The sequence below is a fragment of the Microcoleus sp. S36b_A4 genome (genome assembly GCF_036700645.1).
Taxonomy (GTDB): domain Bacteria; phylum Cyanobacteriota; class Cyanobacteriia; order Cyanobacteriales; family Microcoleaceae; genus Microcoleus.
This window is the reverse complement of the sequence record NZ_JAUBPI010000015.1, coordinates 75488-88109: the sequence shown is the minus strand read 5'-3', so window position 1 is coordinate 88109 and position 12622 is coordinate 75488. Positions and strand designations below refer to the sequence as shown.

Sequence of the window (12622 nt, the reverse complement as noted above, 5' to 3'; positions counted from 1 at the left end):
TCGCTGGTATTTATAATTATGAACTTTTTTTGAAGACAAACTAGCGCTCGTCTGAGACTTTCGCAAGAGGTCTAATGTACCTGTTAAAAAATTAGGCAAGGCGATCGCGACTTGTACCCTGTTAAGAGCAACGATCGCGCCCGGTCGAAGTGCTGCAAACATTTTTTAGTAGAATGTATAATCCTAAGTGATAATAATTTAGGCACAGCCACATAATGAGCTACTGGGATGTAAAAAACCTGAGCTATGAAAACTTTAAGCGTCTGTGCGGAGTACGTCCAGAGACATTTAAACAGACGGTGGAGTTAGTGCGATCACCTAATTTATCTGGAGGCGCTTGTCCCAGCGCCAATTCTTGGTTTCCCAACTCCAGCATAGGTCTTATAGTTATAGTTAAAGATTAAGCCATCATGCACTTTAGCATTGAATGAGTGGACAAAATATTGGCACTTATTAACAAGCTGAGGCCCGGCTAGTTGAAATTCTTCCCAACAGGCGATCGAACATCGCTGTCTCAGGTTCCCATCCATCAATTCCACACCCGAATAATCGTACTCATCGAAAAAACGAATATGAAAACCACGCTGCCCGGTTACAAACTCTTATCGTTGCCGCTTCATGAAGGTGTCAATACAGTTATTTATCGCGGCGTTAGGGAGTCCGAGCCAACTCCGGTTATAGTAAAAACCCTTAAAGCTGAGTATCCCACAATAGAAGAAATCGCACGATTGAGGCATGAATATAAAATTCTCACAACTCTCGACATAGCCGGAATTATCAAAGCTTACTCTTTAGAAAAGCATAATAACGGTCTGGCGCTGATATTAGAAGATTTTGGCGGAGACTCCCTGAAAAACCTAATCACAGCTAAACAACTTGAAATCAGCAAATTTCTGAGTCTGGCAATTCATCTAGCAGAAACCCTAGCTCAACTGCATGAAAATAAGATTATTCATAAAGATATTAAACCGCAGAATATTATTGTCAACCCCAAAACCAGTCAAATCAAAATCATCGATTTTAGCATTGCCACGCACCTAGAGCGAGAAAACCAGACCCTCAGCAATCCCAACTTGCTAGAAGGTACCCTTGCCTATATGTCCCCAGAACAAACCGGGCGGATGAATCGCTCAATGGACTACCGTACCGACTTTTACTCATTAGGTGTCACCTTTTACGAAATGCTAACTGGAAAGCGGCCACATCAAGCCACCGACATCCTGGAATTAATTCACTGCCATATCGCTAAAACACCCGTGCCACCCCATCAGCAAATCGGTGAGATTCCCCAAGCAATTTCTGACATTGTAATGAAATTATTAGCTAAAACTGCTGAAGACAGATACCAAAGCGCTAGGGGACTAAAAGCTGACCTAGAAATATGCCGTCATCAACTGCAAACCCATGGGAAAATTGACAACTTTCCAATCGGTAAGAGGGATAAATGTGGACAATTCATCATCCCGCAAAAGCTCTATGGTCGTGAGCAAGAAGTAGCCACTTTGATGGCAGCCTTTGAGCGAGTCTCCGGCGGTACCAGCGAAATGATGCTAGTCAGCGGTTACTCAGGAATTGGCAAATCTTGCTTAGTAAATGAAGTTCAAAAACCGATTGTCAGGCAGCGCGGGTATTTTATCTCCGGTAAATTTGACCAATTAAAACGAAATATTCCTTATGCTTCTTTGATTCAAGCCTTTCAGGGTTTGATGCGGCATCTTTTAACAGAAAGTTCGGAAAAACTAGCGATTTGGAAAGAGCAACTTTTAGAAGCTTTAGGCTCAAATGGCCAAGTCATAGTAGATGTCATTCCCGAAGTCGAACTGATTGTCGGGCCTCAAGGAGGGGTTCCGCAATTGGGGCCATTTGAATCCCAGAATCGCTTTAATCGGGTGTTTAAAGAATTCATTCATGTATTTACTAAACCCTCACACCCGTTGGTCGTCTTTTTGGATGACTTACAGTGGGCAGATTCGGCATCACTCAAGTTGATTCATCTGCTTATTTGTGACCCGGACAGCCAATATTTACTGCTGATGGGAGCCTATCGAGATAACGAAGTGAGTCCGACGCATCCGTTGATGGTGACGTTGGATGAGATTCAAAAGAATGGGGCGGTTGTAAATAATATCACCCTCCGTCCTTTGGATATTGGCAACGTCAGCTTGCTGGTAGCGGATACCCTGAATGAGTCTTCTGTTCCGAGACACCGGGTTTCTGAATTGTCTGAGCTACTTTTCAATAAAACCCAGGGCAATCCTTTCTTCTTGACTCAGATGTTCGCTACTCTGCATCAAGAAAAGCTATTGACCTTTGAATTCAGTGCTGGGTGCTGGCAGTGGTCATTGAACCAAATTCAAGCAGTAGGCATCACAGATTATAATGTCGTCGAACTGATTGCCAGAAATATTCAAAAACTCTCGGAGGAGACGCAGGATGTCTTAAAGCTAGCCGCCTGTATTGGAGACAAATTTAATTTAGACGTTCTGGCTATTGTCAATGAAAAATCTCAGTCGGAAACGGCGGCGGATTTGTGGGAATCTCTTCAGGCTGGCTTGGTTTTGCCCCTCAGCGAAGCCTACAAAATTCCTCTCGTTTTTACCTCCGATGAAATGAGCAGGGAAGTAAAGGAGAGAATAGTTCCAGATTGTCATCTGCTATCATGCTCACCGGGTCCTTTGCCTTACAGCTATCACGCGCCTATCGCTTATAAATTTCTCCATGACCGGGTGCAGCAAGCGGCGTATTCTCTTATTCCCGAATCTCAGAAACAACAGACTCACTTGAAAATTGGTGAACTGCTACTGGATCATACTCCTGCAGAGGAGATTGAAGAAAATATCTTTGAGATTGTCAATCAGTTAAATGTTGGGGCTGACTGCATCACGGATCAGGCAGAAAAAGATCGTCTAGCCCGATTAAATTTGATAGCCGGCAAAAAAGCTAAGGCAGCAACAGCTTATGAAACTGCCGCCAGACAACTACGGGTGGGGCTAGAACTCCTCAGAGAAGATAGCTGGGAAACTCAGTATGACCTGACGTTCCCTCTGTATGCGGAAGCGGCGGCCGTGGAATTTCTAAACATCAACTTCGAGCGAGCAAAAATCCTTTCTGAGGAGGCTCTCAAACACGCGAAAACTCTGCTCGAAAAAGTCAAAGTTTATGAAATCCAAATGCAGTTTTATTCCCAGCAAAACCAGATACAAGTCGCGTTTGATATTGGGCTGCAAGTTCTGGGGATGCTGGGTGTCTCTCTTTGTCCGGAACCTCCACAAGAAATGAATACTGAAGCGTTAGCTAATCTGCCAGAAATGACGGATATCAATAAGCTAGTGGCGATGGGGATATTATTGAAATCTGCTCCTCTTTCTTATCATGTGGCTCCTGCCTTATTTCCCCAATTTGCATTTACAATGATTGATCTGTCTATCCAATATGGTAATTCGCCCCAGGCCACTGCTGGGTATGCGGTTTATGGCTTACTTCTATGCGGGCCATTCGGTGAAATAGATGCGGGATATAGATTTGGACAACTAGCCTTAAATTTGTTGGATCGCTTTGATGCCAAAGAACTAAAATCTTACGTATATGTAGTTTTTAATGCTCATATTAGACACTGGAAAGAGCATGGCAAGGAAAGTTTAGCGCCAATGGTTGAGGGAATTAAAAGCGGTCTGGAGACTGGAGATTTAGAAGATGTGGGTTATAATTCTATCTACTATTGCGATCATATATTTTTTACAGGTCAACCGCTGGAATTAGTTGCTCAGAAGCAGGCGCAATATCTTGATTTACTGCTGAATCTTAAACAAGATTCGCATATTCCTTACTTAAAGACGTGGAGAGTAATGGTATTACAATTACTCGCCGCATCTGAAGAGGAATATATGCTCAATGGCGAATTGTTGAATGAAGAAGAACTCCTCCACCAGTCAATTGCCGATAATAAACATATGTTTATTTTTTTGGCTCACCTGACAAAATTGATTCGACTTTATTTGTTTAAAGATTACGCTCAGTCACTCAAGAGCGCCCGCTCAGCAGAAAAATACAAAGATGGTGTGCCCGGTCTGATGAGTGGTGCGGAATACAATTTCTACTATTCTCTGGCTCTCCTTGCTCAATATCCCCAAGTTTCCAGCAGTGAACAAAAAGAATCCTTGAAGCAAGTGGCAAAAAATCAGAAAAAAATGCAGCAATGGGCTATACATGGGTCGATGAATTATCAACACAAGTACGAGTTAGTGGAGGCAGAAAAAGCACGAATTTTGGGAAAAATTGGCAAAGCGATGGAGTATTATGACGCTAGCATTCAAGGAGCCAGAGAACAGGGATACATTCAGGAAGAAGCCCTAGCTAATGAACGGGCTGCCGAGTTTTATTTCTATCGCGGGCGGGAGAAGATAGCGGAGATTTATTTGACGGATGCTTACTATGGCTATATTCGCTGGGGAGCGAAAGCAAAAGTGCAATATTTATCAGAAGAATATCCTGAATTCTTCTCGCGAATACTGACTAAAGAAACTCCCAGCTTCGACGTATCACGGACGACCAGCTCGACGACTACGGGGAGTTTTGCAGCACTTGATTTCGCATCTGTGATGAAATCTTCTCAAGCTATTTCTGGCGAAATTGTTCTGGAAAATCTGCTTTCTAAGTTATTGAAAATTGCAATTGAGAATGCTGGGGCTGAAAAAAGCTACTTCATTTTAGAAAAAGATGGTCAACTTGTGGTAGAAGGGACGGCAAGCATAGATAATGATGAGGTAGTAGTGCTGCAATCCACACCAATACAAACGAGTCATAAATTGCCGTTTTCTATCCTCAATTATGTGGCTAGAACGCAGAAAAATGTGGTATTAAATGATGCAAGCCAGGAGGGTATTTTTACCAGGGATAGCTATATTGTTAACGCCCAACCGAAGTCAGTTTTATGTATGCCAGTCGTCCATCAAGGAAAGCTCATTGGTCTGCTTTACTTGGAAAATAATCTGACAAGGAGTGCGTTTACTCCCGATCGCCTGGAAGTTTTAACCGTGCTCTGTTCTCAAGCGGCGATTTCGCTGGAAAATGCTCGACTCTATGCCAATTTGTCTGAGGCGACTGACAGCCTGAAACAAGCCAATGAGCAATTAGAAGATTACAGCCGGACTTTAGAACATAAAGTGGAAGAGAGGACGCAGGAATTAAAGGAAAAAAATCTGCTCCTGAGCCAGGAAATTGGCGATCGCGTGCAGATAGAGCAAGCTCTGCGACAATCAGAAGCGCAATTAAAAAAACAAGCCGAACAACTAGAGCTTTCTTTCCAAGAACTCAAGCGCACCCAGACCCAGCTAATTCAGACTGAGAAAATGTCCTCACTGGGACAGATGGTGGCCGGGGTGGCCCACGAAATCAATAACCCGATTAATTTCATATATGGCAACCTGAGTCACGTCAGGACATACAGTGAAGACATACTAGGATTGGTAAAACTCTATCAAGAACAATACCCCCATCCCACAGCAGCGATTGTTGAGGATATTGAGGCAATCGAATTAGATTTCTTGATGGAAGACTTACCCAAAGTGCTGGATTCGATGAAGGTGGGGGCAGACCGAATTCGCGAAATTGTCCTCTCCCTGCGAAACTTCTCGCGATTGGATGAAGCGGAAATGAAACAGGTCGATATCCATGAGGGCATCGATAACACCCTACTGATTTTGCAGCACCGACTGCAAGCTAAATTAGACCAGCCTGCTATTCAAATCATTAAAGAGTACGGCCCGCTGCCGCTGGTGGAGTGCTATGCGGGCCAACTGAACCAGGTGTTCGTAAATTTACTGGCGAATGCGATTGACACTCTCAATGACCAAAGGGGGCCGCGGGCGATCGCAATTCGCACCTCAGTGGGGTATGGGGAAGAAGAAAAATCCCCGATTTCCAATCCCGCCCTTGCGGAAAGCTCTACAGTTTCTTCGGCTGAGGTGGATTCCCCCAACCTCAACCCGACCCGGAAAGCTGCCCAATTTGTTGTGATTCGCATTTGCGACAATGGCCCCGGTATGACAGAGGAAGTGAACCGCCGGCTGTTCGACCCGTTCTTCACGACGAAACCCGTAGGGAAAGGCACCGGTTTGGGGCTGTCAATCAGCTACCAGATTGTGGTAGAAAAACACCGCGGACAGTTGAAGTGTGTTTCTCATCCCGGTCAGGGAGCAGAGTTTATCATTCAGATTCCTATTAAACAGGACTATCAAAAATTGGCTTTGCAAAGCCAAACCAGATGAGTAGTTGTTATTGGTATTTCCTGTAGTCCTAAACAGACAATGATCAGTTCTAGTGATGAATAGACATCTTGAAGAAGTCTGGGCGCAATTCCTTCTGTATTCCTTCTGTGCGCCTCTAATCCTATTGATATTTATGAATGTTTTAAACTTGATTTAGTTCATAATTATCAAGTCTAGCTCTCAGTTAGACTGTAAATATGATACCTCTCTTCTTCCGCGCGATCGCTCTTAACAAATATCGCACTCTCCGTATAACAACAATCAGGCTAGAAACTAAAAGAGCGAGCGACCAAATTGTAATTTTAAAGTATTGGGTATTGCGATCGCTAGTTCACTACTCGATTCAGTGGCAGACCGCCCCGCAAGACCCGGAACACACAGGCATAAACAGGGCGGGCTTTCCGCTGCACGCTCATTGTTCGGCGACTGTTGATAACTTCTAGCTCATTTGAGCGAGGTTAATCAATTATGCCAAAATGGATAAGTGCTGCGCGGATCGCGATGAACCACACCGCGAGCGTGGCAAATAGGTAGAGGTAGAACCGAAGTATGATGAGATTGAATGTGCAATGGACAGCGCTATGCAATGTGCGAAGCACAACGAATACCCACGCGGCGTTCACATACACTGTATCCACCTGCTTTGTGATGAACAGATATAGAACAAGTGCATAGAAAAGTATCGGAATCTCGAACAGGTTTTTTAGGTTATCCGATGGATTGGATACGCTTGGTGGCGAGATTTGTGCCAGTGCGCCCGGTACAGCAAGTTCTTTCGGGTCGAGCTTTCTACTGGTGATAAAACTGATACGGCGGATGTACATATACACCCAGACTAGGAGTGTTAAAAACACTGTTGCAAAGAAGGGACTGAAGATTGCATCTTGCGTCATTTTTACTTCTCAAATTTGATTGTTCTGATAGTTGGTGGGCGATAAAGTGCGCGATATGCTATGTACAAGGCTTGAAGAAACATAGAGTAACGTAAATCCAATTAGAGGATGGAGTATCTCTAGGTGAAGAGGAGTTTTGAGATGAATGCTGGCAAATTGTAGTCCAAGCAGGACTGGTAAACTTGCGGCGAGATGTCGTATTCTGCGTGAGAATGGGGCGATAAACGACCATCCCAGTAATACTACTAATGACAGCCCACTGTACCCTCGCACTAGCCAAATATGAATATCCCACCATGCAGGATTATTGAAGTAGGCAACTCCAACCGTTAATAACTGAGCAATTAAGCAGAGATTAAAGATGATTGAAGTCACATAAAAGCTGATGAGTATCCCACGTGTGGGAGTGCAATCAGGCTCGATTTCCGAACTTGTTGTCATGTCAAGTTGCTTTTGAGATTACAAGGGTAATATAATTCGAGTATTGCAATGCTTCTAGACCTCGATCGGGTACTCTTTTTGAGATCATGACCATGAAAAGTCCCTTGCAGCTTTTATTTGAAGCGATCGACCAGGTAGAGGACGAAGAAGATTTGCGATCGCAAGTCGTGCCCAAAATTGGTGAGTATTTTGCAGCTAAACGATCGGGAATCTTTTTCTTCGATCGACTGCCCTTGGTAGATAGCAATCTTCAGAAAACACTGCAAATTGGACTATCAATCGAACATAATCCTGTTGTGCGTTATCTAGTGGATCGTCACGCCCCTGTCCATGAAGCATTGGTGGCATCTCCCAAGGTTTGGACAATAATTTGTCCCCGACCCGATCATTGGCACGTGATGGCGGGGCCGATTGTCAGTCGCGGTCAATTAGTGGGTGCAGTAGGTTGCACCCGCGATCGGTCAATGCCCGCTTTCGATACAGAAAATCTAGCGGATTTGAGTGCGATATGTTTGCACTTGTCTGTTTGGGCTGCAACAGTACGCGCGGCGAAGCTATCCCGTAGGGAATCGCAGCACCAACCTTTCAATACCTCACGCCTAACGCCTCGTGAATTGCAAATTGCCGAATTGGTTGCTTTGGGGCGAACCAACGCAGGAATCGGGAGGGAACTTTGGATTACTGAGAATTCGGTGAAGCAAGCTTTGAAGCGAATGTTCCGCAAGCTTGAGGTTTCGTCTCGTGCAGAAATGGTTGCACAGCTTTCGGCGACCAAATATAATTTTCCAAGTGTAAAAATGTCTCCATCCAACTTGATGCAGAACACCCACCAATCAACTTAATGCTAGAAACCCGGAGAGCGATCCTCTTCGAGGGCAACGCTTACGCACCGAATTGAAGGGCGATCGACCAAATGGTAATTTTGAAGTATTGAGTAGGGCGATCGCTTACCGTCGCAACTCCTTCAGTCCATCAACGCTCGTTTACAAACATCAAGTCCTTGAGTTAAACATTGTTCTCGCCACTTGCGAGATATGGGTGCAAACATTTCTACCAACTGGTCTTTTGTCCATTCATAGCTCTGGTCTGACTTACCCCACCAGTAAGCACGATTCTCCGCCCGCAATGCCTTCAAGACTTGAATCGTTGAGTAAGTGCCAAATTCTGCGGTTAGTAAATCATAGCGACACTCTGGTAGAAGAGCTTGGCACCAAGTTTTTAATCCACCGCGAATTGGATATGACACACCTTCTGTACTGTTCGGTTCTATTGTTTCTACTCCAAATCGTTGAGCTAGTCTTGAACAAGATTCTGATGTTGCAGATGCGTCAAGCAAAAGCTTATAAGTTCCCCAGCGTCCTAAACCTGTGTGGAAATCAATATGCAGTACCTCTGAAGCATTACCAATCCATTGGGGCAAATTGCTAGCTAGAATCTCTTGAGTTTTGGATGGAGAATGACCGCCAAAAAAAAGCCCCTTGGGAAAATCGTATTGCCCTACAGGAAAAGTGTTTCTCAAACTGGTCATTCCATATCTCAATATCAGCCAGATAGCTTGAATAATATAAGGTTCAAATCGTGATGGAGGTGAAGTTGGATTGAGAAAAGAATTGAATTTAGGATAATCTTTGGGGCTGCCCTCAAAAACTTCTTCTGGCAACAAAAAGTTACGATTTAAATCTATGTTGTTTTCATTCCAACGTCGTCGCCATGCAAAACCATAAGGATTCAGAGCATGAATAAATACAACCTTAATATCAGGCGACAACGATGTGAGAAGTTGCTGCTTTTCTAACAAGGTAAGTTGGATTGCCGAGCCCATAAAGCCTTCTACTCCATGCAAGCCACTAGAAATGACTACACATCGTCGTGGGTTGGAAGAACCACCGATCGCCACATCAATAGTTAATTCTTCACCAGTTGGACTAACCCGATCGATTGGATAGGCTGTGTGCTGATAACCCAAAGATGAAGATGCTGCTCGAAATCGCTCTCGTGCAGTAATGTAGTTGGGTGAAAATGCTTCTGAATAGCTCATAAATCTTCATTACCCACCACTAACCTTACAATTATGCCTGAAAAGATAACTCACACCGCATAACTATTAATTATACTGTAGTTGCGGTCTAACACTTCTATCGCCCTTAACAAAGATCGCACTCTTGGCATAACAATAACGCTTTGCCGTTCGGTTAGTATTCCCTTTTATTCTAGCAAGTATAGAAATAAGAACAATTAAGAGTAAAGACTAAAAAAGATAGTGCATCAACCTAACTATTAATTTGGCTGTATAGTTATACCATTACCAGCTCCGCAATCTGTTCCTTGGACTTTCCAGAAAACATCATAGCCTTCCCATCAGCCTCCACCATGAAGTGATGCCCATTGTCAGTAATAAAGTGCCAAGCGAGTATTCTTTTGCTACCGTACTCATTCATTGTATCCCCTGCCGTAACGCGCTCAAGCTTATGGCCGGCTGCATCACACAAGGCTCGTATCAGTTTAATGTATTTCGGCTCGGCAGCACTGGCCTCGGCTCGCCGGGCCTCGCGATCGGAAATACTCAATGCTCGTCGAGTGACTTCCTGTTGGATTCGATCTTCTGCTACAACAATCAGGCCGGGGCGCGCTTTTAACCAGTTAGCATTTAATCGTTCGAGACTCTCCTCTTGTGCGATCGAATAAAAGTCCTCATTGATGCCATTTAGCCTGTCTCTCTCAGCATTTTCGCCGAATAACCCACTCGAAAAGAACGATGCTAACTTTGTCTTTCCTGCTGTAACCAGCGCCTCTCCTTTTGCAAAAAGATCGGTATGTTGTGTCGCGCCGATTTGCCCAAGGCCTTCTTTAACTAGCGCGATGACCGCAGGCTGCCACCTTGTGTTATAGACAAACTGAGCAAAACCACCATTATTCACCTGCCCGAGGTAATAATCAACGTAGTAACTGAGGAGTGCGTCGTGAGAAATTTCTGAGAGATTCAGAAGCTCTTCAAATAGTGCATTCACAAAGTCAATATTTGATTGGATCGTCGCGCGGATATCATCGCTATTCATGCTTTCCGCTGAGATCACGACAGCATCTTTCGAGCCAAGTATGTCGTCACTCATTTTTCCGTCTCCCTCTTAGGCTAAAACTTTTTATGTGGCCCAACTATTAATTATATTGCAGTTGCAACATTGAATATAGCCTATCAAGCTCTTGTATGCTTTTTGAGGAACGACAATACTGAAAATCACATCAGCGTTCATCTGTGTTTATCTGCTGAAATCTGCGGTTTAAAAATCCCAATCTAATCGATTTACTTCGATCCGGTATATAGAAAACCCCCAAACCATTTTAAAAATCAAGTTTGGGGGTTTTCTTATATATCCAGTTTAAATCACAACTTACTCGGCTCGATCGCCGGAGCACGCAGAGACACAGTTTTATCCGCAGCAGCCTTAGCCACAAGCGACGGCACAGAATCCCGCAATCTTGCAGTCAACTGTACAGTAGTCGCATCGTAAACCTGAGTCAGCATCTTCGGATACAAACCAATACCAATAATCGGCACTAACAGAGCCGCAATAATAAACACTTCTCGCGGTTCCGCATCCACCAATTCTTCGTGATCGGACAATTCCTTATTTTCAGGCCCGTAGAAGATTTCACGCAGCATCGACAGCAGATAAATCGGAGTCAAAATCACCCCGACAGCAGCTAGAAATACCACACAAACCTTAAACACAGGATTGTAAGCATCGCTCGTTGCAAAACCTACAAACACCATCAATTCTGCTACAAAACCGCTCATTCCCGGCAAAGCCAAAGAAGCCATAGAACAAGCAGTCCACATGGCAAAAACCTTACGCATTTTCTGTCCTACACCGCCCATTTCGTCCAGCATGAGCGTATGAGTACGATCGTAAGTGCAACCCACCATGAAGAACAAACTCGCCCCAATTAAACCGTGGGAAACCATTTGCAGCATTGCACCGCTCATTCCCAAATCGGTAAACGAAGCTATCCCAATCAGCACAAACCCCATGTGCGAAATCGAAGAATAAGCAATTTTCCGCTTCAAATTTCGCTGAGCAAAAGAAGTTAAGGCGGCGTAAACAATGTTAACCACACCCAAAATTACCAAGATGGGTGCGAAGACAGCGTGAGCATCCGGGAGCATTCCCGCATTCATCCGCAGTAAAGCATAGCCGCCCATTTTTAGCAGAATTCCTGCTAGCAACATGTGGGCGGGTGCGGTTGCTTCGCCGTGAGCGTCAGGGAGCCAAGTGTGCAGCGGAAAAATTGGCAGTTTGACGCCGTAAGCTATTAAGAAACCTGTATACAGGAGCAATTCTACAGTGGGGGCGTAATCTTTAGCTGCGATCGCCCGCATATCGAAAGTCACCGTATCGCCGTAAAACGCCATCGTTAGCGCGCCCAGCAAAATAAACAGCGAACCGCCTGCGGTGTATAGGATAAACTTAGTTGCTGCGTAGAGGCGCTTCTTGCCGCCCCAGATTGACAAAATCAGGTAAATCGGGACTAATTCCAGTTCCCAAACTAGGAAAAACAGCAACATATCCTGTACGGCAAAAACTGCGATTTGGCCGCCGTACATTGTCAGCATCAAAAAGTAAAATAGCTTCGGTTTAAATGTGACCGGCCAAGCAGCTAAAGTAGCCAGAGTAGTAATAAAACCAGTCAGCAAAATCAGCGGCATCGATAAACCGTCAGCACCCACAGACCAATTTAAATCGAGTTGCTGCACCCAAGTATAGCTTTCTACCAGTTGCAAATCTGGATTGCTGAAGTCGTACTGAGTGTAAAAAGCGTAAACAAGTAGGGCAAAATCGATCAAACCGACAATTAGGGCATACCACCGCACCGTCTTGCCATCCTTATCGGGAATTAAAGGAATCAGCAAGGACGCAGCAATGGGAAACAGAATTGTTGTTGTTAACCAGGGAAAGTTAGCTGTATCCATTGCGTTTTAAAATGATCCATCAGTTATTAGGTTTAAACACATTTTGCCAATTT

Annotated in this window: 8 protein-coding genes; 3 read left to right on the top strand and 5 right to left on the bottom strand. The window is 44.4% G+C overall.

Going from position 1 to position 12622, the window contains the following annotated elements; all coding sequences use genetic code 11:
* Nucleotides 1-572 precede the first annotated feature (572 nt).
* Nucleotides 573-6266, top strand: a complete 5694-nt coding sequence (locus QUA03_RS07220; RefSeq protein ID WP_333210855.1) for an AAA family ATPase — start codon at nucleotides 573-575, stop codon at nucleotides 6264-6266.
* A gap of 197 nt (nucleotides 6267-6463) precedes the next feature.
* On the top strand, nucleotides 6464-6709 hold the full coding sequence (locus QUA03_RS07215; protein WP_333210853.1) for a hypothetical protein: 246 nt from the start codon (nucleotides 6464-6466) through the stop codon (nucleotides 6707-6709).
* A 15-nt stretch (nucleotides 6710-6724) separates the two neighbouring features.
* Here QUA03_RS07215 and QUA03_RS07210 read toward each other — a convergent pair whose 3' ends face one another.
* Together QUA03_RS07210 and QUA03_RS07205 are read right to left on the bottom strand one after the other, a co-directional pair.
* Nucleotides 6725-7159 (bottom strand): MAPEG family protein, encoded by a 435-nt coding sequence (locus QUA03_RS07210; protein WP_333210851.1) that lies wholly within the window; start codon nucleotides 7157-7159, stop codon nucleotides 6725-6727.
* Nucleotides 7160-7168: 9 nt separating this feature from the next.
* A complete protein-coding gene (locus QUA03_RS07205; RefSeq protein ID WP_333210850.1) occupies nucleotides 7169-7600 on the bottom strand; it encodes a DUF6220 domain-containing protein in 432 nt (143 codons plus the stop codon).
* A 92-nt stretch (nucleotides 7601-7692) separates the two neighbouring features.
* Here QUA03_RS07205 and QUA03_RS07200 point away from each other — a divergent pair, with 92 nt between their 5' ends.
* Nucleotides 7693-8442, top strand: coding sequence for a LuxR C-terminal-related transcriptional regulator (locus tag QUA03_RS07200; RefSeq protein WP_333210847.1), 750 nt, complete (start codon nucleotides 7693-7695; stop codon nucleotides 8440-8442).
* Between the two features lie 122 nt (nucleotides 8443-8564).
* Here the strand turns inward: QUA03_RS07200 and QUA03_RS07195 are convergent, their stop codons facing one another.
* The 3 genes from QUA03_RS07195 to ndhD1 form a co-directional block, all read right to left on the bottom strand.
* Nucleotides 8565-9638 (bottom strand): M14 family metallopeptidase, encoded by a 1074-nt coding sequence (locus tag QUA03_RS07195; RefSeq protein ID WP_333210846.1) that lies wholly within the window; start codon nucleotides 9636-9638, stop codon nucleotides 8565-8567.
* Nucleotides 9639-9894: 256 nt separating this feature from the next.
* Nucleotides 9895-10710 (bottom strand): DMP19 family protein, encoded by an 816-nt coding sequence (locus QUA03_RS07190; protein WP_333210844.1) that lies wholly within the window; start codon nucleotides 10708-10710, stop codon nucleotides 9895-9897.
* Between the two features lie 272 nt (nucleotides 10711-10982).
* Nucleotides 10983-12569: a photosynthetic/respiratory NAD(P)H-quinone oxidoreductase subunit D1 gene (gene ndhD1 / locus QUA03_RS07185; RefSeq protein WP_445242578.1), complete on the bottom strand. Its 1587-nt coding sequence runs from the start codon at nucleotides 12567-12569 to the stop codon at nucleotides 10983-10985.
* Nucleotides 12570-12622 lie beyond the last annotated feature (53 nt).